This is a genomic window from Streptomyces sp. NPDC087270 (assembly GCF_044744625.1).
Classification (GTDB): domain Bacteria; phylum Actinomycetota; class Actinomycetes; order Streptomycetales; family Streptomycetaceae; genus Actinacidiphila.
Window position 1 is genome coordinate 200358 of sequence record NZ_JBIUYR010000016.1, and the last position, 22278, is coordinate 222635.

Consider the following 22278-nt stretch of genomic DNA (forward strand, 5'->3'; position numbering starts at 1 on the left):
GGTCGATCAGGACAGCAGCCCCGGGATCGCCGAGTGGTGAGCCTGCGACAGTTCCGCCAGCGGGATCGTGAACTCGCCCTGGACCTCCAGGGATTCACCGTCGACCACACCGACCCGGGTCGCGGGCAGACCCCGCGCACCGCACATGTCGGTGAAGCGCAGCTCCTCCGAGCGGGGAACGGCGACGAGCGCGCGCCCGGCCGACTCCGAGAGCAGGAAGGTGAACGCGGACAGGCCGTCCGGAACGACCAGCCGGGCACCGTGCCCGCCGCGCAGGCAGGACTCGGTGACCGCGGCGAGCAGCCCGCCGTCGGACAGGTCGTGCGCGGCGTCGACCATGCCGTCGCGCGACGCGGAGATCAGGATCTCGCCGAGCAGCCGCTCCCGCTCCAGGTCCACCGCCGGCGGCAGCCCGCCGAGGTGGTCGTGCACGACCTGCGACCAGACCGACCCGCCGAACTCCTCCCGGGTCTCCCCGAGCAGGTAGAGCAGGTGGCCCTCGTCGGTGAAGGCCATCGGGGTGCGGCGCGCCACGTCGTCGATCACGCCGAGCACGGCGACGACCGGGGTGGGGTGGATGGCCGCCTCACCGGTCTGGTTGTAGAGCGAGACGTTGCCGCCGGTCACCGGCGTGCCGAGCTGGAGGCAGCCGTCGGCCAGCCCGCGGATCGCCTCCACGAACTGCCACATCACGTCCGGGTCCTCGGGCGACCCGAAGTTCAGGCAGTCCGAGATCGCCAGCGGCTTCGCGCCGGTCGCCGCCACGTTCCGGTACGCCTCCGCGAGCGCGAGCTGCGCGCCGGTGTACGGGTCGAGCTTCGTGTAGCGGCCGTTGCCGTCGGTGGCGATGGCGACACCGAGCCCGGTCTCCTCGTTGACCCGGATCATGCCCGCGTCCTCGGGCTGGGCCAGCACGGTGTTGCCCTGCACGAACCGGTCGTACTGGTCGGTGACCCATGCCTTCGACGCCACGTTCGGCGAGGAGAGCACCCGCAGCGCCTGCGCGCGCAGCTCGTCGCCGCCGGCCGGGCGGGCCAGCGCGCCCGCGTCGTCGGCCTGCAGGGCGTCCTGCCAGGCCGGCCGCGCGTAGGGGCGCTCGTACGTCGGGCCCTCGTGCGCGACGGTGCGCGGGTCCACGTCGACGATCTTCTCGCCGTGCCAGAAGATCTCCAGCCGGTCCCCGTCGGTGACCTCGCCGACGACGGTGGCGATGACGTCCCACTTCTCGCAGATGGCCAGGAACCGCTCCACCTTCGCGGGCTCCACCACCGCGCACATCCGCTCCTGCGACTCGCTCATGAGGATCTCCTCGGGCGAGAGCGTGGAGTCGCGCAGCGGTACGTCGTCCAGCTCGACGCGCATGCCGCCGGAGCCGTTGGAGGCCAGCTCGCTGGTGGCGCAGGACAGGCCCGCCGCCCCCAGGTCCTGGATGCCGACCACCAGCTTCTCGGCGAACGCCTCGAGCGTGCACTCGATCAGCAGCTTCTCCTGGAACGGGTCGCCGACCTGCACCGCGGGCCGCTTGCTCGGCTTGGTGGCGTCGAACGTCTCCGAGGCGAGGATCGAGGCGCCGCCGATGCCGTCGCCGCCGGTCCTGGCCCCGTAGAGGATGACCTTGTTGCCGGCGCCGGACGCCTTGGCGAGGTGGATGTCCTCGTGCCGCATCACGCCGATCGCGCCCGCGTTGACCAGCGGGTTGCCCTGGTAGCAGGCGTCGAAGACCAGCTCGCCGCCGATGTTCGGCAGGCCGAGGCAGTTGCCGTAGCCGCCGATGCCGGCGACCACGCCGGGCAGCACCCGCTTGGTGTCGGGGTGGTCGGCCGCGCCCATCCGCAGCGGGTCGACCACGGCGACCGGCCGCGCGCCCATCGCGATGATGTCGCGCACGATGCCGCCGACCCCGGTGGCCGCGCCCTGGTAGGGCTCCACGTACGAGGGGTGGTTGTGCGACTCGACCTTGAAGGTGACCGCGTAGCCCTCGCCGACGTCGACCACGCCGGCGTTCTCCCCGATGCCGACGAGCAGCGCGTCGGTCTTCGGGGCCTTCACACCGAACTGCTTCAGGTGCACCTTGCTCGACTTGTACGAGCAGTGCTCCGACCACATCACCGAGTACATCGCCAGCTCGGCCCCGGTCGGGCGGCGGCCCAGGATCTCCCGGACCCGCTGGTACTCGTCCTCCTTGAGGCCGAGCGCCTTCCACGGCAGCTCCACGTCAGGGGTCTGCTCGGCGTGCTTCACCGTATCGAGGGTCACGCGCTTACCAACTTCTTGAGTACCGACGTGAAGAAGCCGAGCCCGTCGGTACGGCCGGTGCCGATCAGCGACTCGACCGCGTGCTCCGGGTGCGGCATGAGGCCCACCACGTTGCCCGCCGCGTTGGTGATCCCGGCGATGTCGCGCAGCGAGCCGTTCGGATTGCCGTAGCCGTCCGCGGCCGGGCCGTCGGTGGCGTAGCGGAAGACCACCCGGCCCTCCGCCTCCAGCTCGTCCAGCACGCGCGCGTCGGCGGTGTAGCGGCCGTCGATGTTCTTCAGCGGGATGGAGATCTCCTGGCCCGCCGCGTAGTCCGCGGTCCAGGCGGTGCCGCCGGTCTCGACCCGCAGCTTCTGGTCACGGCAGACGAAGTGCAGCTCGGTGTTGCGCAGCATCGCCCCGGGCAGCAGATGTGCCTCGGTGAGCACCTGGAAACCGTTGCAGATCCCCAGCACCGGCATTCCGGCCCGCGCCTGCTCGATGATCGACTCCATCACCGGCGAGAAACGGGAGATCGCCCCGGCCCGCAGATAGTCGCCGTAACTGAACCCGCCGGGCAGAACCACCGCGTCGACCTGCTTCAGGTCCTTGTCGCGGTGCCACAGCGGGACCGCTTCCCCGCCGGCCACCCGGACGGCACGCTGCGTGTCGCGGTCGTCAAGAGTCCCCGGGAATGTGACGACGCCGATGCGCGCAGTCACGACTCCACCTTTACATTGAAGTCCTCGATCACGGTGTTGGCGAGAAAGGTTTCCGCCAACTCCCGAATACGGGCGAGCGCTGCGTCGTCGACGGGGCCGTCGACCTCCAGCTCAAAGCGCTTTCCCTGGCGGACGTCGGAGATCCCGTCGAAGCCGAGCCGGGGCAGCGCACGCTGTACGGCCTGGCCCTGGGGGTCGAGGATCTCCGGCTTGAGCATGACGTCGACTACGACGCGTGCCACTGGCACTCCCGATGGTGTGGTGCGTGAGGTTCTCTCAGCCTACCGGGTGAGGAAATCTACGCGAGTAGATATACCGCACCACCACATCCGCCGCAGATCGCCGATCACGTTTGGATATCAGCTGGCAGAATATCTGGGTAAAGCCGCGGCGGAAAACATAAGGTCCCCGAAGCGAAGAGGCTTGCGGCGCGGATGCGGCGGGAATTAACAGCAGCAACGGGTATCTCCACCGCCTCATTCACCCTCGGGCGCCCCGGTCGCGGACCCCGCGTGGGCCCGGCCCCGTCGCGACGCAGGCAGCCGGCACAAGAAAGGACCGATCCCTATGGCGCAGCGCGTACTGGTCACCCTCGCCGACGATCTCGACGGCGGCGACGCCGAGGAGACGATCGCATTCGGCGTCGACGGCCAGTGGTACGAGATCGACCTCTCGTCGAGGAACGCGGACAGGCTGCGCAAGGAACTCGCTCCCTACGTGGAGGCCGGCCGCCGCCGCACCCTTTCCGGGCACGCCTACAAGCGGACCCCGATCGCGCCCACCCCGGCGACCGTCCGCGCCTGGGCGCAGTCCAACGGCTTCGAGGTGCCGGCCCGCGGCCGCATCCCGAAGAAGGTCTACGAGGCGTTCAACAAGGCGGACTGAGCAGGGAGTCGGCGGCCGGCCGGCGTTCGGGGCGGCGGTCCGGTGGGCGGCGGTCCGGGCGTGGTGCGTCGGCGGACCGGGGCGGGGCGGCGGCTCCGGCCGCCGCTCTCCCAACACCCGCTCCCCGCCCGGCCGGTGTCGATTGGACAGCCACCCCCGGTCGTCCGCTAGTCTGAGGGCACACCGCAGGACGGGGCCGAAAAGCCCAGGTCAGCGGAGGTCACGCGGGTGTAGCTCAGTAGTAGAGCGCCCCCCTTCCAGGGGGGAGGCGCAGTGTGCGATTCCTGTCACCCGCTCTGATCACCAACTCGTTCGGCCCTTGGCGGCCGATCGGGTACAGTGGTCACAGCGCATGCGGACGTGGCTCAGTTGGTAGAGCATCACCTTGCCAAGGTGAGGGTCGCGAGTTCGAATCTCGTCGTCCGCTCAGAAGAGAAGCCCCAGACCGACGGTCTGGGGCTTTTCGTTGCCCTCCGACCGCCGGCCCACCCCGTTTTCCTCGGCACCGCCGGGTATCGGGTACAGTATCGGCACGCCCTGCGGACGTGGCTCAGTTGGTAGAGCATCACCTTGCCAAGGTGAGGGTCGCGAGTTCGAATCTCGTCGTCCGCTCCAGCAGGAGGAAGGCCCCGGTCACTTCGACCGGGGCCTTCGCCGTGTCCGCAGTGCGCGTCGGGTCCGCAGCGCGCGCCGGGTCCCTCAGCGCCGGGGCAGCCGTGCGGTCAGCGCGTAGAACCGGGTGGTCTGCGTGGCGCCCTGGTTGTCGTCGCTGACGAGCATCAGGCGCAGCGCGCCGCCGGGAGCGTGCCCGGTGACGGCCATGCCCTCGATGTTGTCCAGCAGCGGGTTCGGCTGGGGCTGCTTGGCGGTGGCGCCGAGGGAGGGGCAGTCGCCGATGTCGGCGAGCAGGGTCTTCGGCATGACCTTGACGTTCCGCTGCCCGGTCAGGTCGGTGACGCGGCTGACATCGCCGGCGCGGCCCGGGTCGGCCAGGTAGAGCCGTATGGTGTTGCCGACTCCCGCGGTGAACCCGCGCTCCAGCACCAGCAGCCGGCCGTCACCGGTGGCCGCGATGTCGGACACCCCCAGGAGCGTGCCGTTGGCGTCGGTGTCCACGTGGTAGGCGTACTGCCGCCCGAGCGTGAAGTCCCGGCCGTTTCCGCCGCGCTGCCAGGTCTGGAACCGTACGAGATCGTGGTTGTCGCCGGACAGCGCGCCCTCCATGGACGCGACCAGCGTGCGGCCGCCGGGCTGGAACGCCAGCCCCTCGAAGGTGAGGTTGGAGGTGGCCCGCCCGGCGGGGGCGACCTTGAGCGCGTCGGGCACCGGCAGGCTGCCGAGGATCTGCGATCCGTCCCGGCTGTAGCGCCGGATCGTCGGCTCGACCTCGGAGGTGATCAGCCGGGTGCCGTCCCGGTCGACGGCCAGGGCCTCGGAGTCGAGCGGCTGGCCCTTCTCGTCGGCGAGCGGGACGACCTTCTCCGGGGCGAGGTCGCCCAACGTGCGGCCGCTCAGCGTGAACAGCGACGACCGGTCGGAGAGCGCGTCCAGGGTGCCGTGCGCGTCCGGCGCGAGCGCGGAGAGGTTGCCGACGAAGGTGCCGTCGAAGGTCGTCTTGTCCAGGGCGTCGGAGAAGCCGCTGATCCGGACGTCCGCGGAGCAGTTGCCCGCCGCCGGCTTTCCGGGCCGGTCCGCCGGTCCGCCCTGGGCCTGGGCGGTGCCCCCGCCGGCGAGGCAGGCCATGGCGGTCAGCAGGACGGTCGGGCCGGCGAGAAGAACCTTTGCGCGCACAGTGACACTCCACGTTGGGTGGCAGGAGTCCTTACGCCGTCTGATTCTCCACGGCTTTGCCCGCCGCGGGGTGAAACAGGGACCCACGAGAAGCCGAACGACAGGGGGACCGCCGCGCCGCCGGTGCAGGTGCCGGTGCCTGCAACTGGTGCCGGCGGCGCGGTCGGAGGCGAAGCGGAGCCCTGGCCGCGCGGGTCGCCGCAGGTCGCCGCAGGTCGCTGCGGCTACGCCCAGGGCAGTCCGGTCAGCCGTTCGTACACCTCGATGTAGCGGGCGCGGGAGTGGTCGACGACGGCCGCAGGCAACTCGGGCGGGGGCTGCTCGCTGTGCCGGTCCCAGCCGGAGGCGGACGAGGTGAGCCAGTCGCGGATGAACTGCTTGTCGTATGAGGGCTGTGCGTGCCCGGGCTCCCACCCGTCGGCGGGCCAGAAGCGGGAGGAGTCCGGGGTGAGCACCTCGTCGGCGAGCACCAGGGGCGCGCCGCCCTCCCGGTCCGCGGCCGCGTCGTCGTAGCCGAACTCGAACTTCGTGTCGGCCAGGATCAGCCCGCGCTCGGCGGCGACGTCACGGGCCCGGGTGTAGACCGCGAGCGTGTTCTGCCGCAGCAGCGCGGCGGTCTCCGCGCCGACCTGCCGGGCCACCTCCTCGTACGACACGTTCTCGTCGTGCTCGCCGACCGCGGCCTTGGTCGCCGGGGTGAAGATCGGCGCGGGCAGCTCCGAGCCGTCGACCAGGCCCTCGGGCAGCGCGACGCCGCACACGGTACGGCTGCGGTCGTACTCGACCAGGCCGGAGCCGGCCAGGTAGCCGCGGGCCACCGCCTCGACCGGGACCATCCGCAGCGCACGGCAGACCATGGTGCGCCCCTCCCAGTCGGCGGGCGCGCCGGCCGGCACCTCGGTGGAGACCACATGGTTCGGCACCAGGTCCGCGAGCTGGTCGAACCACCACAGCGACAGCCGGGTCAGCACCGTGCCCTTGTCCGGGATGAGGGTGGGCAGCACCCAGTCGTACGCGGAGATGCGGTCACTGGCCACCATCACCAGCTCGCCGGCGTCGTTCCGGTACAGGTCCCGCACCTTCCCGGTGTGCAGGTGGGTCAGGCCGGGCACCTGGACGGGCTCGGGCTTGTCGACGAATCCGGGCATGGGTGGGTCCTCCCCAGTCGGTGGCTCGACTCCGATTCTCGCCTACCCGGGAGGTGGCGGCGTGCAAGGGCCCGCCCCCGGCCCCGCGCGCTCCGGTTCGCTCGGTCCCGCGCGCTCCGGTTCGCTCGGTCCCGCTTGCTCAGTTCCGCTTGCTCAGTCCCGCTTGCAGATCCGGTCCAGCAGGTTCGCCGTCGCCCGCTGCACGCGCGGGTCCACGTGGCCGGGCCGGTCGAGCGCCGGCGACCAGGCGAAGGTGCCGGAGGCGAAGACGTACGCCCCGCTGGGCGCGCGGTACAGCGACGTCTCCTGGTGGCACATCCGGCCGTCGGTCGCCTCGTACGGGGAGTGGGCGAGCAGGATGCGCTCGGTGGAGTCCGGCAGCGGGGTGCGCGGGAAGTAGCGGTCGGCCTCGCCCGCGACCAGTCCGGGGATCTCGGTGCCCTCGGTCGCGCCGGTGGCCTCCCACAGCCAGTGGTCGGCGTTGCGCACCACCAGCGGCGCGGGCTGCGGCACCCGCCCGGCGTACTGCACGCCGATCAACTGCTGCTCCGGCTCGCCCTGGTCGCGCCACAGCGCGGTGCGGCCCTTCGCCGCCTCGCCCTGGCCGCCCTCGGCCCGGCGCTTGCGGCAGGTCAGCAGCCGGTCGGGGCCGCCGTCGGCGGCCGGTGCCAGGTCCACCTGCCAGTACATGGTGTTCGCGGAGAGGAAGACCAGCGAGGTGCCGGCCGCGCGGGCCTCCTCGGCGGCCCGGCGCATCGGGCGGGACCAGTACTCGTCGTGGCCGGGGAAGATCAGCGCCCGGTAGCGGGTCGGGTCGATCCGGCCCGCGTGCAGGTCGCGGGCGTCGGCGTACGCGAGGTCGTAGCCGTACCGCTCGGCGTACCGGACGAAGTCGTAGGCGTGCCCGATGTGCAGGGGCAGGCCGGCGCCCGCGTAGGGGCGGTCGAAGGAGACGGTGGTGGCCGCCTCCTCCTCGCCGAGCAGCCGGCCCTCGGGGTCCCAGGCGTGGTAGAGGCTGGCGCCGGTCCTGCCGTCCTCCGGGTACAGGTTGTACGCCTGCCAGGTGATGTCCGGCAGCAGGAGCAGCAGGTCGGCCGGGGCCTCCAGATCCCGCACGGTGAACGGCACATGGCTGCGGTAGCCGTCCGCGGTGGTCAGCACCGCGACGTACGCGCCGGTCTTCCAGTACGGCGGGATGTGCAGCCGCCAGGACTGCCACCAGTGGTGGCACGAGACGGTACGGCCCGCCGCGAGCGGGGCGGGCTGCGCGATGCCGGACAGCCGGGGGCTCGCGGTGACCTGGGCGGCGCCGTCGCCGCCGTAGTGGCCGATCCGGTAGACGTCGACGGTGAACTCCTGGGGCGGGTCCACGGTGATCCTGAAGTCGATCGCCTGCCCGGGTGCCGCGGCGGCCTCCGCGGCGAAGCCCTTGATCTGGCGGCGCACGTCGTCCGCGGTGCGCGGGCCCGGCAGGTGCGGCTTGCGCGGTGCCTTGCCGTTGCTCGCGGCGAGGTCCACGTACCACGGCACCACCTGGCCGTCGTCGCCCGGATACTGCGGCTCGCCCCTCAGCCAGGGCAGCGGGCCCTGTCCGAACGGGTCCGAGACCCCATGCGCCAGCGCCCCCGACTCCCATCGCCGTACTTCCCCCACGCCGATCGCCTCCCCGCGCCAACCACTTCCCGCGCCAACCACTTCCCGCTCCGCCGGGTGCAACGGTGCGGTCTGCTCACGCCCAGCACATCACACAATGCACCCTGACAGTCACGTTTCGTACAGTTTCCCTCTTCTCAAGTTGTTCCGTACGGCGGGGTGGGGGTTTGCGGTACTCCCCCGGCGCGCCACCGAGGGCCGGTACGGGAGCCGGCCGGACCAGGCAACCCCGGGCGGTCCCGCTACGGCAGCCGCAGCGGCTTGTCCGGGCGGATGGGGGTGCCGCCGACCCAGGCGCGCAGCGGGGCCGGGTCACCGCTCTCCACCAGGTGCAGCACGGCCGCGGTCAGCTCGCTGCGGCGGACCCCGGGCATGCGCAGCGCGGGACCGTCGAGCCAGTCGAGCCCGGCGCCGGCGCCCGCGGTGTCGACGGCGGCGCAGCAGACCAGCGCCACCACGTGGTCGACCAGCAGCTCGCGCCCGGTCCGCTGGGGCACGAGCGGATACGCGGCGGCCGCATCCGCGTACGGCCCGAGCGGCGGCGCCGCCTCCAGCCGGGCGGCGACCTCCTCGCCCTGCTGCCCGCCGGCGACGGCGAGCCGGTCGATGACCCGCTCCAGCGTCACCGCGCCGAAGGGCGCCTCGCCCTCCCCGCCGACCAGCAGCGCACGACCGGCGGCGGCCGGGGAGGAGACCGCGGCCGCGGGTTCGACGGACGGCCGCATCTCCTCGATCACCCGTATCAGGCGGCCGGCCTCCTCGCGCCAGAGCCGGTCCACGACCTCGGCGGGGTAGCGGGCCCAGCCCACCGGTTCCCAGCCGGGCCTGGCCCGGTCCGGGCCGCCGTGGAAGATCCGCGCGGCCAGCAGGGAGACCGCCTCGTCGACGGTGCCGGGCTCCTCCAGCAGGTCGCAGGCCGGGCGCTCGCCCAGCCGGGTCTCGAAGCCGTCGGCGAGCCGGTCGCGCCGGGACAGCTCGGTGAGCGCGGCGACCACGCCCGCGTGCAGCCGGGACGGCCAGCGGCCGATCCGCCAGGCGGGCAGCGCGACCCGGGTGAGCAGCCGGTCCCAGCCCGCGTAGGCGAGCCCGACCTGCTCCTGGGCGACGATCCGCAGTCCGTAGTCGACCGCCTGGGCACGCTCGGAGGCCGAGGCGGCGACCCCGCGCTCCATCTCCGCCGCGTGGACCCGGCAGGCGCGCAGCAGCAGCCGAGCGACCCAGCCGAGGAAGGCGTACACCGGGCGGCCCAGCACCCCCCGCCCGCCGGGGCGGGCGCTGCCCTGGGCGGCGACGGCGGCCGCCGCGTCCAGGCCGCGGACGAAGCGGCGGGCCGCGGATATCTCCGGGTCGGCCGAGGGGGCGGTGCCGGCGACGACGGGCGCGAGCAGGGCGCGCAGCTCCGCGATCCGCATCCACCACATGAAGGGCGAGCCGACCACGAGGACCGGTCCCGGGCGCCGCTCGGCGTCGGTCCCGCCGGTCTTGTGCCTGCGGTCCTCCAACCAGCTGTCGCAGTCGGGAGTCAGCTCTATCGACGAGGGCGGCGGCACCTGGAGCCGGTCGGCGAGGTCCCGGACCATCAGATACAGGTCGGGCGCGGCGGACTCGGCGACCGGGACGGTGGGGCTGACCGCGGGCTCGGCGCGGACGATCACGGCGGCGACGGCCGCGGCCACCGCGAGCACGAGCAGGGCGACACCGGTCAGCCCCCAGCGCACGCCGTCCCACGCCGGGCCGTCGATCCGGCCGGTGGCCCGGCCCGCGTGCAGCACCACCGCGGCCGCCGCGGGCAGCAGGGCGACGGCGAGCGCCGATCCGCGCAGCCTCAGCACCGCGCCCGCACGTGCCCGCGCAGCGGCCTCACCTGCTTCTCCGGCCATCGGCTGGCACCCCCTGCGCTGGCGGTGGCCGCCTCGGTGACGGCCTCTCCCCACTGTCGCACCGCCCACCGACATCGCAATGCCGTACGGCTGTTTGCCGCAATGCCCCCGGGGTGCGCCTTTCGGGCACCATAGTTGGGTGCCGGGGAGGAGTCAGCCGTATGGCCCAGGCATCACTCCTTGGAGTGGCTTTCGGGCAGACGTCGCACTCTCGCGCAGATGTGCCGCAGGGGTGCCGCACGGGTACCGCCGGGGTGACCGCGCGGTGCTGCCGCCCGGCGCGGGCGGCAGCTCGGTCCTGGGCGGGCGGCGGCTCAGTCCTGGGCGGCCTCGGCCGCCTTCGCGGCGATGTCACCGCGGTGGTGGCCGCCGTCGAGGCCGATCCGCCCGACCGCGCGGTAGGCACGGTCGCGGGCCTTGGCCAGGCTCGCTCCGGTGGCCGTGACCGACAGCACCCGGCCGCCCGCCGAAACGACCCGTCCGTCGTCCGCCGTACGGGTGCCGGCGTGCAGGACGTAGGCGTGCTCGTCCTGCTCGGCGACATCGGCGAGCCCGGTGATCGGGTCGCCGGTGCGCGGGGTGTCCGGGTAGTTGTACGACGCGATGACCACGGTGACCGCCGCGCCGTCGCTCCAGCGCAGCTCCGGCCAGGCGGCGAGCTGGCCGGTGGCGGCCGCCCGCAGCAGCCCCGCCAGCGGGGTGCGCAGCCGGGCCAGCACCACCTGGGTCTCGGGGTCGCCGAAGCGCGCGTTGAACTCGATCACCCGCACGCCGCGCGAGGTGATCGCCAGTCCCGCGTAGAGCAGCCCGGCGAAGGGGGTGCCGCGCCGCCGCAGCTCGTCGACGGTCGGCTGGAGCACGGTCCGCTCCACCTCCTCGACCAGCTTCGGGTCGGCCCACGGCAGCGGTGAGTACGCGCCCATGCCACCGGTGTTGGGGCCCTCGTCGGCGTCCAGGGCGCGCTTGAAGTCCTGCGCGGGCTGGAGCGGCAGCACCGTCTCGCCGTCGGTCACCGCGAACAGCGACACCTCGGGCCCGTCGAGGAACTCCTCGATCACCACCCGGTCGCAGGCCAGCGCGTGCGCCCGGGCGGTGGCCAGGTCCTCGGTGACCACGACGCCCTTGCCCGCCGCGAGCCCGTCGTCCTTGACGACGTAGGGCGCGCCGAAGGCGTCCAGCGCCGCGTCGATCTCCTCGGGCGTGGTGCAGACGTACGACCGGGCGGTCGGCACCCCGGCCGCGGCCATCACGTCCTTGGCGAACGCCTTCGAGCCCTCCAGCGCGGCGGCCTCGCGGGACGGGCCGAAGCAGTCGATGCCCCGCTCCCGTACGGCGTCGGCGACCCCGGCGACCAGCGGCGCCTCGGGACCGACGATCACGAAGTCGGCGCCGAGTTCCCCCGCGAGGCCGGCGACGGCGGCACCGTCCATGATGTCGACCGGGTGCAGCTCGGCGACCTCCGCGATGCCGGCGTTGCCGGGGGCGCAGTGCAGCGAGGTGACCTCGGGGTCGAGGGACAGGGAACGGCACAGGGCGTGTTCGCGGGCACCGCCGCCGATGACAAGGACCTTCACGCGCACCAGGGTAGTGGGCCCGGCCGGGCCCGGCCGCCCTCACTCTTTCGAGCGACGGCGACAAGCGGCCTATACCTGATCACACGGGCCTTACGGGGCGAATTCCGGATATCGGTGCATCTGGCTCAGCCGTTCGGCGGTAAGAAGGGAACTTCAACCGGCGGGTGCCGGGTACTTCGGGTACGCCCGGTGCGCAGCAGTCGAGGGAGCCTTCGCAGTGAGCCAGCCTGACATGTTTCCCGAGGGGGCTTCTCGGGACGAGCCCTCGCGGCGGGCGCTGCACCGTCACCCCGACGACCTTCGGGCGCTGCCCCTCCCGCTCGGCGACTGGGCGGAGCCCGCCGAGCGCCTCCAGGAGCTGTACCGCTGGGCCGAGGACGGCGCCCTGCGCACCGCGGACTGGTACCTGCGCGGCCGCCTGCCGAAGCGGCGGGCCGCCCGCGCGCTCCGGCTCGGCGCCACCGTCTGCGGCGCGGCCGCCGCCGCGCTCCCGCTGATCGAACTCGCCGACGGCGGCAGGTCGCCGGCCCGCTGGGGCTACCTCGCGCTGCTGCTCGCCGGTGCGTGCGTCGCCGCCGACCGCCTGCTCGGGCTCACCACCGGCTGGATGCGGGACGTCGCGACCGCGCAGGCCGTGCAGCGCCGCATCGAGGCGCTCCGCTTCGACTGGGCCGCCGAGAGCGTCCGCGAAGTGCTCGGGCCCACCGAGGGGACCGCCGCCGAGGCCGCCGAGCGCTGCCTCACCGTCCTGCGCGGCTTCTGCGAGGACATCGCCGACCTCGTCCGCGTGGAGACCTCCGGCTGGATGGTGGACTTCGGCGCCCACTCCGCCGCGGCCGCCCTCCGCAGCCAGTCCCCCGCCCCACCCCCCGCTCCCCGTCCCACCCCGCCCTCGGGCCTGCGCCTCCCCCACCCCAGCACCCGCCCCACCATGCCCCGCCAACGCCCCCCGGAAGCGCCGAGGTGAGCTGTGCCGGCTGTCTGGGCACCGAACGGCTGTCCGTGGGGGGGTCGTTCAGCTGAAGACGATCATCGAGCCCTGGCCGAGGGAGCGGGTGGCGGCGGCGTGGAGGCCGAGCCAGACGTGGTGTTCGCGGGCGAAGGGACCCGTGGCGGTGGGGGTGAGCGCGGGCTCTTCGAGGGTGGTGTGACGGGCCGGGGGCTCGGGGGCGGCCGGGGGCCTCGCCGGGTCGATCCCGATGGCGGGCGCGACGAAGTCGAGCTCGCGCAGCAGGCCGTGGCTGGAGCCGAGCGGACCGCCGCCTTCGAGGAGCTCGTCGTTGACGACGGGTTGGGGGAAGTCGAGCGGGACGTAGGCGCCCGCGTGGTCGTAGTGCCAGACCAGGTGCGAGGTCTGCGCGGTGGTCTCGAACATCTCCAGCAGTTCCTCGTAGTCGCCGCCGAGCGCGTCGACCGGGGTGACTTCGAGGCCCTGGAGGGCCAGCAGGTAGGCGCGGCGCAGGAAGTGCAGCGCGTCGTAGTCGAAGCAGGCCACCGGCGCCACGTCGCCGGAAAGCCCCGGCATGTAGTTGTAGACGGGCACGGGCGGCTGGCCCGCCTCGGCCAACGCCTTGTCGTAGCGGGCGAGTTCCTCGGAGAACGGGTTTTCCGGGCTGTGGCACAGCACATCCACGAGAGGCACGAGCCACAGGTCGCAGGCCACGAAGCAACTCCATCCGGTCGGGGGCGTACAGCCTAAGGCGACGGGACAGGTCGCGTCAGGAGCGTGCCAGGGCGAGCCTCTCGACCAGCGCGAGAGTGTGCTCGCCGTACTCGTGGGTGAGTTGGAGCGCGGTGGCGGTGTCGCGCTCGGCGACCGCGTCGACCAGGGCGACGTGGCCGGACCAGCACACGCCCGCGAGGTCGGTCAGCGAGCGGAGGTGCGGCACCGCGTAGATCCACGCCTGGGCGCGCACCCGGTCCAGGAACTCGCTCAGGTGCGGGTTGCCGCCCATGGCCGCGAGCTCGCGCCAGAACCGCAGGTCGCAGCCGATCAGTACGTCCAGGACGCCGGCCTGCGCGGCGCGTACGGCGGCCTCGGCGCGGCGCCGTACGGACGCGATGGCGTCGGGCGACGGGTCGGCGGCGCCGTATTCGGTCATCCAGCGGAAGGCCGCGTCCACGACGAGGGTGCGGGCCTCGGTGAGCGAGCGGAAGTCGGCGGCGGTGAACTGCCGGACCTGGAAGCCGCGGTGCTGCTCGACCTCCAGCAGGCCCTGCGCGGCGAGGTCGACGAGGGCTTCGCGCACCGGGGTGGCGGAGACCCCGTAGGTCTCGGCGATCTCCTTGACGGTGAAGTGCCGCCCGGCCTGGAGCCGGCCGGTGAGGATCTCGTCCCGCAGGGCGTCGGCGATCTGCTGGCGCAGGCTGCTGCGCCGCACCTGCGGCCCGCCGTCCCGCATACCGCCTCCTCGCCGTAACCAGCCGTCACTGCGGTGCCCGCCGCACCCTCGCACACCATAGGCGACTGGCGTTCGTATGCTTATTCTTCGCCGTGAAGGCTGGGCCGTTGCGACCGGCGGCGATCTGCGGCCGGGGTGGCGGAGAGCGGGGGCAGGACGGGCGATGGACGAGCTGAGGACCGACGATCCGCGCTGGATCGGTGCGTACCGACTGCTGGGGAGGCTCGGCTCCGGCGGGATGGGGCAGGTCTTCCTGGCCAGGTCGCAGCGCGGCCGTACGGTCGCGGTGAAGGTGGTGCGGGCGCATCTGGCGGAGCAGGAGGAGTTCCGCACCAGATTCCGGCGCGAGGTGCGTGCGGCACGGAAGGTCGGCGGGCGCTGGACGGCGCCGGTGCTCGACGCCGAGACCGAGGCGGACGTCCCGTGGGTGGCCACCGGTTACGTGCCCGGGCCGTCGCTCCAGCAGGTCGTCGCCAAGGAGTACGGGCCGCTGCCGGAGCACTCGGTCCGCGTCCTGGCGGCGGGGCTGACCCACGCCCTGGCCGACATCCATGGCGCCGGGCTGGTGCACCGCGACCTCAAACCGTCCAACGTGATGATCACGATCGACGGCCCCCGGGTGATCGACTTCGGTATCGCCCGCGCCCTGGAGACGGTCGCCGACTCGTCGCTGACCAGTACCGGGGCGATGATCGGGTCGCCCGGGTTCATGTCACCCGAACAGGTGAGGGGCGACCGCGTCACCCCCGCCTGCGACATCTTCTGCCTCGGCTCGGTGCTGGCCTACGCCGCCACCGGACTCCAGCCGTTCGGCGCGGCCTCCAGCGGGGTGCACGCGCAGATGTTCCGCATCGTGCAGGAACCGCCGGACCTGGACGCCGTACCGGAGGGACTGCGCGCCCTGGTGGCCGCCTGCCTGGCCAAGGAACCGGACGCGCGACCGTCCCTCGCGGACGTACGGCGGCTGCTCGGCGAGGACGGTGCGCAGGACGCCGACGCGGACGGGGAGCCCTGGCTGCCCGGGGCGATCGTCGCGCGGCTGGGGCGGCACGCGGTGCGGCTGCTGGAGTTGGAGGCCGAGGTGGAGGCGCCGCTGGAGGCTCCCGCGGAGTCGGCCGAGACCATGGTGCTGACCCGTGCCAAGGTGCGGCCCGGCGCGAGGGCGGCGGAGCCGCCGGCCGGGTTCACGACAGGTGCCGCGGGGGAACCGGTGGTCGCGCAGCCGGCAGTCGCGCAGGAACCCGCAGCGGCGCAGTCGGCCGTCGCGCAGGCAGCGGTGCCGCCTACCGCGCCGCTGCCGCAGATGACCGGCGCGCCCGGGCCGGTGCCGGGTCCCGTAGCGGCGCCGGGGGCCCCGAAGGCGCCGGGCGGGATGCCCGCGCCGCCTGGACCGGCGGACCCCGAGCCGCCGGCGCCTCGCCGCAAGCGCTGGCCGCTCGTGGCGGCGGGGGTGGCCCTCGTGCTCGTGGCGGGCGGGGCGACCGCGTACGTCGCGACGCGCGACGGCACCGACGACAAGGCCGGTCCGGGGCCGACCCCTTCGACGAAGGCGCCCTCGACGGCCCCCTCCGGCGCGGCGCCGACGGGCCCGTCGACACGGGAGCCGATTCCGATGGGCGCCGGCGGGCTGCGCGAGATGGTGGGCACCTGGCGGACCTCGTTCACCAGCGCCGACAACGGCGACAACACGCGGACGCTGACGGTGCACGAGAACGGCGACGTGGAGCTGTCGGGTGACAGCGCGTCGTACTCCTGCTTCTGGGACATGAAGGTGACCGCGCCGGGGCCGCCGGTGGAGCTGAGCGCGTCGAAGGTGGTCAGCGGCACGCCCGCGTCCTCCTGTGCCCCGGGCGACGCCAGCGAGCTGAGCCTCGTCGACTCGACCCACCTGCAGCGCAGCGACCTGGACGACGGCAAGGCGCCGCTGACGTACACCAAGGTCGACGGCTGACACGTCGGGTCCACAGGCGCGTCGGGACCTACGGGTAAGCCCCGCTCACCAGGGTGGGCGGGGCTTACCTGTGCGTGGCACGCGGGGCGCGCGCGGCGGCTCGGCCTCAGGGTTCACGAACCCGGAGGACCTCAGAGGAAGGAGTTGATCTCGATCGTCTCGTCCCGGCCGGGGCCGACCCCGATCGCCGAGATCGGCGCGCCCGACATCTCCTCCAGCGCCTTCACGTAGTCCCGCGCGTTCTTCGGCAGATCGGCGAGGGACTTGGCGCCGGTGATGTCCTCCGACCAGCCGGGCAGGTACTCGTAGATCGGCTTCGCGTGGTGGAAGTCGCTCTGGCTGTAGGGGAGTTCGTCCACCCGGCGGCCGTCGACCTCGTAGGCCACGCAGACCGGGATGCGCTCCCAGCCGGTGAGGATGTCCAGCTTGGTGAGGAAGAAGTCGGTGAGGCCGTTGACCCGGGTCGCGTAACGGGCGATCACCGCGTCGAACCAGCCGCAGCGACGGTCGCGTCCGGTGGTGACGCCGAACTCGCGTCCGATGGTGCGGAGCTTGTCGCCGTCCTCGTCCAGCAGCTCGGTGGGGAACGGTCCGGAGCCCACACGCGTTGTGTACGCCTTGAGGATACCGATCACCCGGGTGATCTTGGTGGGGCCGACACCGCTGCCGGTGCAGGCACCGCCGGACGTCGGGTTCGACGAGGTGACGAAGGGGTAGGTGCCGTGATCGACGTCCAGGAGCGTGCCCTGCCCGCCTTCCATGAGCACGACCTTGCCGGCGTCCAGCGCGTTGTTCAGCACCAGCGTGGTGTCGGCGACGAAGTCCTTGATCTGCGCCGCGTAGCCGAGGTACTCCTCGACGACCTGCTCGGTGGTGATGGCCCGCCGGTTGAAGATCTTGACCAGGATCTGGTTCTTGTCCTGGAGCGCGGCCTCGACCTTCTGCTGAAGGATCGATTCGTCGAAGAGGTCCTGCACCCGGATGCCGACCCGGTTGATCTTGTCCGCGTAGGCCGGCCCGATGCCGCGGCCCGTGGTGCCGATCTTCCGGTTGCCCAGGAAGCGCTCGGTCACCTTGTCGATGGTCTGGTGGTACGGCGTGATCAGATGGGCGTTGCCGCTGATCAGCAGTTTGGACGTGTCGACGCCGCGCTCGTTGAGTCCGCTCAGCTCGGAGAGCAGGACCTTCGGGTCGACGACGACACCGTTGCCGATCACCGGGACGCAGCCCGGTGACAGGATTCCGGAGGGGAGCAGATGCAGTGCGTACTTCTGGTCGCCGACGACGACCGTGTGACCGGCGTTGTTACCGCCCTGGTAACGCACCACGTAGTCCACTGAGCCGCCGAGCAGGTCGGTGGCCTTCCCCTTGCCCTCGTCACCCCACTGAGCACCGAGCAGCACAAGTGCGGGCACAGGCGTACACCCCTTCCGGGCGGGGCATGTCCAACGTGCAGAGAGCCGTCGAACCTGCCCCGGAATAGACGAAGCCCCTGACGCAAAGGCGCAAGGGGCTCTTGCACCAAGACTTTACCTGAGGAAGGACCAAGGTGTCGGCTCACGTCCCGGCCGGGCATCCCCTGCTCGTGGTCATCGACCCCGCCGCACGCGCCACCGACGGCGAATCCGTCCGGATCGCCAAGGATGTGCTGTGTGCGGGCGCGGCCTCCGTGAAGATGGCGTTCCCCGAGTCCGCCGAGGAGGCCGAGCGGGCGCTCGCCCATCGCGGCCGGCGCCATCTGGTGGTGCTGGGCGACGACGCGGCCCTGCTGCGCACGGTCAACGCGCTGCGGCGCGAGCGCACCCTGCACGACTCCCCGCTGTCGGTGGTGCCGATCGGGCCGCGCTCCACGCTGGTGCGCGCGCTGGGGGTGCCGGTGCAGGTGCCCGCGGCGGCCCGCGCGGTGCTCGACGGCGTGGAGCGCGAGCTGGACCTGCTGGTCGATGAGAGCGGCGGCATCGTGCTCGGCACGCTCAGCCTGCCGTGCGGCTCACCGGTCGCGCACACCGCCGCGCACTGGTGGACGCCGGTGGAGAAGACCGCCCGCTCCCTGGTGCGCACGCTGACCTCACCGATCCCGGTCAACGGCAATCCGCCGCCGCGCCGCCAGCGGCTGCGGGTCGAGGCCGACGGAGTGCTGCTCGCCGACCTGGACGAGCCGGTGCACGAGGTGTCGGTGCGGCCCGCGCCCACCGGGCTCGCCGAGATCTTCGTCCGCCGCACCCCGGGCTCCGCGCAGGTGCGCGCCCGGGCGCGCACCATCACCGTCTCCGGCCGCGACTTCCGCTACCGGGCCGACTCGGCGATCACCGGTCCGGTGCGGTCGCGTACGTGGACGGTGGAGCCGTCGGCATGGCGGCTGACGGTGCCGCGCTAGGCCGGGCCCGGGGGCGGGCGTGAGGTGGGTCGCCGTGGCCCGGCCGGGGGTTGGGTCCGCGGCCTTGCCCGGTACCGCTCGCGGCGTGAGCCGGACTCCTGCTCGCGGACGAGCATGCCCACCTGCGCGAGGTACCGCACCGCACCGGACACGGCGGCGGGGCTGACCTGGAGCCGCTCGCCCGGTTCCGCGGAGCTGAGAGCGCCGTCCTCGGAGGCCGGCAAGGCGGCGAAGACCCGGGCGGGTATGCGCTGCGTCCCGGCCTCGACCATCTCGGCGGCGAACCGCTCGACGAAGGTCATCACCTCGGGCTCGGTGCCGTTCGGCCGCGCGGGCACCAGCGTGGCGGCGTCGCCGTACGCCCGGCTGATATGCGCCGCCGCTGTGGCGCTCACGGCGGGCCTGGCCGGGCTGCGGCGCCGGGACCTGGGCGGGGGCTGAGGGCCGGCCCCCGCCGGGGTGGGAGACCGCCGTCACCAGGTGACGAGCAGCTGTTCCGGGCCGCGGATCACGTAGCCGGGGCGCCAGACGGGCTCCTTGACCAGCCGCATGCCGGGGGCTTCGCGCAGGAAGGTGCCGAAGGACGCGGTGAGTTCGAGCCGGGCCAGCGGCGCGCCCAGGCAGAAGTGGATGCCGGCGCCGAAGGTGACGTGCTTGTTGCCGGCCGCGGGCCGGGTGATGTCGAAGCGGTCGGGGTCGGGGAAGCGGGCCGGGTCGCGGTTGGCGGAGCCGAACAGCAGGGCCACCTCGGAGCCGCGCGGGATGGTGGTGCCGCCGATCTCGATGTCGTCCAGCACCCAGCGCTCGAAGAGCTGGAGCGGGGTGTCGTAGCGCAGCATCTCCTCGACGGCGCCGCGCAGCAGTTCGTCGCCGGCCGAGGCGCCGGCGGAAGTGCCGGCGGAAGTGCCGGCGGCGGCCGTGGTGGCGGCTCCGGCGGTGGCGTCGCTCAGCAGGCGCAGCTGGTCGGGGTGCCGGAAGAGCTGGAGCCAGCCGAGCGTGGTGGTGTTGACGGTGGCCTCGTGGCCTGCGTTGAGGAGCAGCACGCAGGTGGAGATCATCTCCTGCTCGCTGAGCACGTCTCCGTCGTCGTGTGCGGCGATCAGGGCGCTGATCAGGTCCTCGCCGGGGGCGCGGCGGCGGGTGGCGATCAGGCCGCGCAGGTAGTCGGAGAACTCCTCGCTGGCCCGCACCGCGAGCCGGGCGGTCTCCTCGGACGGGTTCAGCTCGAACATGCCGGTGATGGCCGCCGACCACGGGCGCAGCAGGGCGCGGTCGGCGGGCGGCACCCCCAGCATCTCGGCGATGACCGCGACCGGCAACGGCTCGGCGACGCGGGCCAGCAGGTCGCCGCCGCCGTCCGCGCGCAGGGCGGCGATCAGCTCGGCGGCGAGCCGGTGCACGGTCGGCGCGAGGTCGTCCACCATCCGCGGGGTGAACGCCTTGGCGACGAGGCGGCGGATACGGGTGTGCACGGGCGCTTCGAGGTCCAGCATCCCGTTGCCGTTGAGGGTGGTGAACGGTTCGTGCGCGGGCGGCGGCGCCTGGCGGCCGAACTCCTCGTGGCTGAAGCGGTGCAGGTAGGTGCGGCCGAGCCGGCGGTCCCGCAGCAGGGCGCTGACGTCGTCGTAGTGCGGGACGAGCCACTGGTCGGTGGGGTCGAAGCGGTGCGCGCGGCCGGCCGCCCGCAGGGCCGCGTAGGCGGGGTAGGGGTCCTGGACGAAGGAGGGTGACCAGGGCGCGAACAGGGCGGTGGCGGGGGCGGTGGCCTCGTCGGCCGGGGACCCGGCCGGGGACGCGGGAGAGGACGGCGAGGGCGAGGGCTGAAGTGTCATGGCAGTTCGATGAGTCCGTGTTCGCGCAGGTAGTCGAGTTGGGCACGGACCGACAGCTCGGCGGCGGGCCAGAGCGCGCGGTCGACGTCGGCGTAGACGTGGGCGACCACGTCGGCAGGGGTGCGCAGGCCGGACTCGACGGCGGTCTCGACCTGGGCCAGGCGGTGCGCGCGGTGGGCGAGGTAGAACTCGACGGCGCCGCGCGCGTCGTCGAGCACCGGGCCGTGGCCGGGCAGCACCGTGGACACCTCGGCGTCCACGGTGAGGGACTGGAGCCGGCGCAGGGAGTCCAGGTAGTCGCCGAGGCGGCCGTCGGGGTGGGCGACCACGGTGGTGCCGCGCCCCAGCACGGTGTCGCCGGTGAGCACCGCCCGGTCGGCCGGCAGGTGGAAGGAGAGCGAGTCGGCGGTGTGGCCGGGGGTGGCGATCACCCGCAGTTCCAGGCCGCCGGTGGTCACGGTGTCGCCCGCGGCCAGTCCCTCGTCGCCCAGCCGCAGCGCCGGGTCGAGGGCGCGGACCGGGGTGCGGGTCAGCTCCGCGAAGCGGGCGGCGCCTTCCGCGTGGTCCGGGTGGCCGTGGGTGAGCAGGGTCAGCGCGATCCGCCGGCCGTGCTGCTCGGCGGTGGCGATCACCCGGGCCAGGTGCTCCTCGTCCAGCGGACCGGGGTCGATGACGACCGCCAGCGGGGAGTCGGGCTCGGCGACGATCCAGGTGTTGGTGCCGTCGAGCGTCATCGGCGACGGGTTGGGCGCCAGGACGCACAGCGCGCGGGCGGTGGCGGAGCCGCCGACGGTGGGCTGCGGGCGGCCCGGCGGCTGGGTGGCGTTCACGGCTGCTCCCGGCTGAACTCGTCGTGGCCGGGCCAGGTCAGGACGACCCGGCCGTCGTCGTCCAGGGACGCCCGCGCGATCACCGGGGTCAGGTCCCGGTCGGCCGCCGCGGCCAGCGCGTCGGCCGCGCGTCCGTACGGCAGCAGCGAGCGGAGGGTGGCGAGGGTGGGCGGGAGCATCGCCATCTCGCCGCGGGCGTGGCCCTCGACCGCCTCGGCCGGCCGCAGCCAGACGGTGTGGTCGGCCTCGCCGGAGACGTCGCGGGTGCGCTGGCCTGATGGCAGGAGGGCCAGGAAGAACCAGGTGTCGTAGCGCCGCCGCTCGAACTCCGGGGTGATCCAGCGCGCCCACGGGGCGAGCAGGTCCGAGCGCAGCACCAGGTCCCGGGCGGCCAGGAAGTCGGCGAAGGCGAGGTCGTGGGCGACCAGGGCGGCGCGGTCGGCCTCCCACCGCGGCCCGGTGGTGTCGGCGACCACGCTCTCGCCGTCGGGCCCGGCCAGCAGCACCCCGGCTTCCTCGAAGGTCTCGCGGACCGCCGCGCAGACCACCGCCTGCGCCTGGCCCGCGGGCACGCCGAGCGTGCGCGCCCACCACTCCAGCGGCGGTCCGGCCCACCGCACCGGCCGCTCGTCCCGCGGGTCGACCCCGCCGCCGGGGTACGCGTACGCACCCGCGGCGAAGGCCATGGACGCGCGGCGGCGCAGCATGTGGACGGCGGGGCCGCCGCTCTCCCCCGCCGACGCGCCGCCCGCCTCGTCGGCACGGGAGCCGCCCGCCTCGGGGTCGCGCAGCAGCAGCACGGTCGCGGCGGGTCGCGCGTCGACCGGGACCAGTTCGCCGCGGGCCAGGGCGCGGACGCGCTCGGCCCAGTCGGCGGTGGAGGAGGCACCGTTCATGCTGCTCATGGCCGGAGCCTACGTGCCCGCGGCGATTTGTTCGAGGGTCACCCGAACGGCTGTGGACAACCCCGCGCCACGGCCTCGGTTACGGCCCCGGCG

At 73.5% G+C, this 22278-nt stretch carries 18 protein-coding genes, 3 tRNA genes and 1 pseudogene; 7 read left to right on the plus strand and 15 right to left on the minus strand.

All coding sequences use genetic code 11. The features are described 5' to 3' along the window. Positions 1–6: 6 nt before the first annotated feature. From purL to purS, 3 genes are read right to left on the minus strand one after another with little or no spacing between them, the layout of a single operon-like run. A complete protein-coding gene (gene purL, locus ACIPAE_RS28850) occupies positions 7–2256 on the minus strand; it encodes a phosphoribosylformylglycinamidine synthase subunit PurL (RefSeq protein ID WP_329367689.1) in 2250 nt (749 codons plus the stop codon). After that, positions 2253–2957 (minus strand): phosphoribosylformylglycinamidine synthase subunit PurQ, encoded by a 705-nt coding sequence (gene purQ / locus ACIPAE_RS28855; RefSeq protein ID WP_328465766.1) that lies wholly within the window; start codon positions 2955–2957, stop codon positions 2253–2255. Before purQ ends, purL begins: the two co-directional genes overlap by 4 nt. Beyond that, positions 2954–3205 (minus strand): phosphoribosylformylglycinamidine synthase subunit PurS, encoded by a 252-nt coding sequence (gene purS, locus ACIPAE_RS28860; protein WP_328465768.1) that lies wholly within the window; start codon positions 3203–3205, stop codon positions 2954–2956. The genes purQ and purS overlap by 4 nt, the downstream gene beginning before the upstream one ends. A 319-nt stretch (positions 3206–3524) precedes the next feature. Between purS and ACIPAE_RS28865 the strand changes: the two genes are divergently transcribed. The 4 genes from ACIPAE_RS28865 (at position 3525) to ACIPAE_RS28880 (ending at position 4457) form a co-directional block, all read left to right on the plus strand. Beyond that, entirely contained in the window at positions 3525–3842 is a 318-nt protein-coding gene (locus ACIPAE_RS28865; RefSeq protein WP_328465770.1) for an Lsr2 family protein, read from the plus strand. Between the two features lie 224 nt (positions 3843–4066). After that, positions 4067–4138: transfer RNA gene (locus ACIPAE_RS28870), tRNA-Gly, on the plus strand. Between the two features lie 58 nt (positions 4139–4196). Further along, positions 4197–4269, plus strand: a tRNA-Gly gene (locus ACIPAE_RS28875). Positions 4270–4381: 112 nt separating this feature from the next. Continuing rightward, positions 4382–4457 (plus strand) — tRNA-Gly (locus tag ACIPAE_RS28880). An 84-nt stretch (positions 4458–4541) separates the two neighbouring features. Here the strand turns inward: ACIPAE_RS28880 and ACIPAE_RS28885 are convergent. From ACIPAE_RS28885 to purD, 5 genes are all read right to left on the minus strand, one after another. Continuing rightward, entirely contained in the window at positions 4542–5633 is a 1092-nt protein-coding gene (locus ACIPAE_RS28885; RefSeq protein WP_329367685.1) for an esterase-like activity of phytase family protein, read from the minus strand. A gap of 224 nt (positions 5634–5857) precedes the next feature. Continuing rightward, positions 5858–6781, minus strand: coding sequence for a phosphoribosylaminoimidazolesuccinocarboxamide synthase (locus ACIPAE_RS28890; protein ID WP_402449058.1), 924 nt, complete (start codon positions 6779–6781; stop codon positions 5858–5860). Between the two features lie 153 nt (positions 6782–6934). Then, on the minus strand, positions 6935–8434 hold the full coding sequence (locus tag ACIPAE_RS28895) for a N,N-dimethylformamidase beta subunit family domain-containing protein (RefSeq protein WP_402449060.1): 1500 nt from the start codon (positions 8432–8434) through the stop codon (positions 6935–6937). 242 nt (positions 8435–8676) lie between these two features. Further along, a complete protein-coding gene (locus ACIPAE_RS28900; protein ID WP_402449062.1) occupies positions 8677–10314 on the minus strand; it encodes a hypothetical protein in 1638 nt (545 codons plus the stop codon). Positions 10315–10628: 314 nt separating this feature from the next. Continuing rightward, on the minus strand, positions 10629–11888 hold the full coding sequence (gene purD, locus ACIPAE_RS28905; protein WP_329367681.1) for a phosphoribosylamine--glycine ligase: 1260 nt from the start codon (positions 11886–11888) through the stop codon (positions 10629–10631). Between the two features lie 217 nt (positions 11889–12105). On the opposite strand from purD, the gene ACIPAE_RS28910 reads away from it, so the two are divergent. Then, positions 12106–12855: an SLATT domain-containing protein gene (locus ACIPAE_RS28910; RefSeq protein ID WP_402449064.1), complete on the plus strand. Its 750-nt coding sequence runs from the start codon at positions 12106–12108 to the stop codon at positions 12853–12855. Positions 12856–12903: 48 nt separating this feature from the next. Here the strand turns inward: ACIPAE_RS28910 and ACIPAE_RS28915 are convergent, their stop codons facing one another. Next, positions 12904–13551 carry a hypothetical protein gene (locus ACIPAE_RS28915; RefSeq protein WP_329367677.1) on the minus strand — a complete coding sequence of 216 codons (648 nt, stop codon included), beginning with the start codon at positions 13549–13551 and terminating at the stop codon, positions 12904–12906. A 55-nt stretch (positions 13552–13606) separates the two neighbouring features. Next, positions 13607–14290, minus strand: coding sequence for a GntR family transcriptional regulator (locus ACIPAE_RS28920; RefSeq protein ID WP_329367675.1), 684 nt, complete (start codon positions 14288–14290; stop codon positions 13607–13609). A gap of 163 nt (positions 14291–14453) precedes the next feature. On the opposite strand from ACIPAE_RS28920, the gene ACIPAE_RS28925 reads away from it, so the two are divergent. Further along, positions 14454–16241: a protein kinase gene (locus ACIPAE_RS28925; protein WP_402449068.1), complete on the plus strand. Its 1788-nt coding sequence runs from the start codon at positions 14454–14456 to the stop codon at positions 16239–16241. Between the two features lie 131 nt (positions 16242–16372). Here the strand turns inward: ACIPAE_RS28925 and ACIPAE_RS28930 are convergent, their stop codons facing one another. After that, positions 16373–17656: an adenylosuccinate synthase gene (locus tag ACIPAE_RS28930; RefSeq protein ID WP_328465788.1), complete on the minus strand. Its 1284-nt coding sequence runs from the start codon at positions 17654–17656 to the stop codon at positions 16373–16375. A 134-nt stretch (positions 17657–17790) separates the two neighbouring features. Between ACIPAE_RS28930 and ACIPAE_RS28935 the strand changes: the two genes are divergently transcribed. Beyond that, complete coding sequence (locus ACIPAE_RS28935) at positions 17791–18618, plus strand: diacylglycerol kinase family protein (protein ID WP_329367670.1); 828 nt, start codon at positions 17791–17793, stop codon at positions 18616–18618. A 68-nt stretch (positions 18619–18686) separates the two neighbouring features. On the opposite strand, the pseudogene ACIPAE_RS28940 reads toward ACIPAE_RS28935, so the two are convergent. The 4 genes and pseudogenes from ACIPAE_RS28940 to ACIPAE_RS28955 all read right to left on the minus strand — a co-directional run. Next, a pseudogene (locus tag ACIPAE_RS28940) lies at positions 18687–18920 on the minus strand (GbsR/MarR family transcriptional regulator); the annotation flags it as partial. Positions 18921–19091: 171 nt separating this feature from the next. Then, positions 19092–20450 (minus strand): cytochrome P450, encoded by a 1359-nt coding sequence (locus ACIPAE_RS28945; RefSeq protein ID WP_402449070.1) that lies wholly within the window; start codon positions 20448–20450, stop codon positions 19092–19094. Then, positions 20447–21280, minus strand: a complete 834-nt coding sequence (locus tag ACIPAE_RS28950) for an MBL fold metallo-hydrolase (protein WP_402449072.1) — start codon at positions 21278–21280, stop codon at positions 20447–20449. Before ACIPAE_RS28950 ends, ACIPAE_RS28945 begins: the two co-directional genes overlap by 4 nt. Then, a complete protein-coding gene (locus ACIPAE_RS28955; protein ID WP_402449075.1) occupies positions 21277–22185 on the minus strand; it encodes an NUDIX hydrolase in 909 nt (302 codons plus the stop codon). Before ACIPAE_RS28955 ends, ACIPAE_RS28950 begins: the two co-directional genes overlap by 4 nt. Positions 22186–22278 lie beyond the last annotated feature (93 nt).

What these genes read in the sequence shown, in the direction of transcription:
- ACIPAE_RS28865 (WP_328465770.1), top strand. Translation starts at nt 3,525, where the DNA reads ATGGCGCAGCGCGTACTGGTCACCCTCGCCGACGATCTCGACGGCGGC.
- ACIPAE_RS28890 (WP_402449058.1), bottom strand. Translation starts at nt 6,781, where the DNA reads ATGCCCGGATTCGTCGACAAGCCCGAGCCCGTCCAGGTGCCCGGCCTG.
- ACIPAE_RS28900 (WP_402449062.1), bottom strand. Translation starts at nt 10,314, where the DNA reads ATGGCCGGAGAAGCAGGTGAGGCCGCTGCGCGGGCACGTGCGGGCGCG.
- ACIPAE_RS28920 (WP_329367675.1), bottom strand. Translation starts at nt 14,290, where the DNA reads ATGCGGGACGGCGGGCCGCAGGTGCGGCGCAGCAGCCTGCGCCAGCAG.
- ACIPAE_RS28925 (WP_402449068.1), top strand. Translation starts at nt 14,454, where the DNA reads ATGGACGAGCTGAGGACCGACGATCCGCGCTGGATCGGTGCGTACCGA.
- ACIPAE_RS28945 (WP_402449070.1), bottom strand. Translation starts at nt 20,450, where the DNA reads ATGACACTTCAGCCCTCGCCCTCGCCGTCCTCTCCCGCGTCCCCGGCC.
- ACIPAE_RS28955 (WP_402449075.1), bottom strand. Translation starts at nt 22,185, where the DNA reads ATGAGCAGCATGAACGGTGCCTCCTCCACCGCCGACTGGGCCGAGCGC.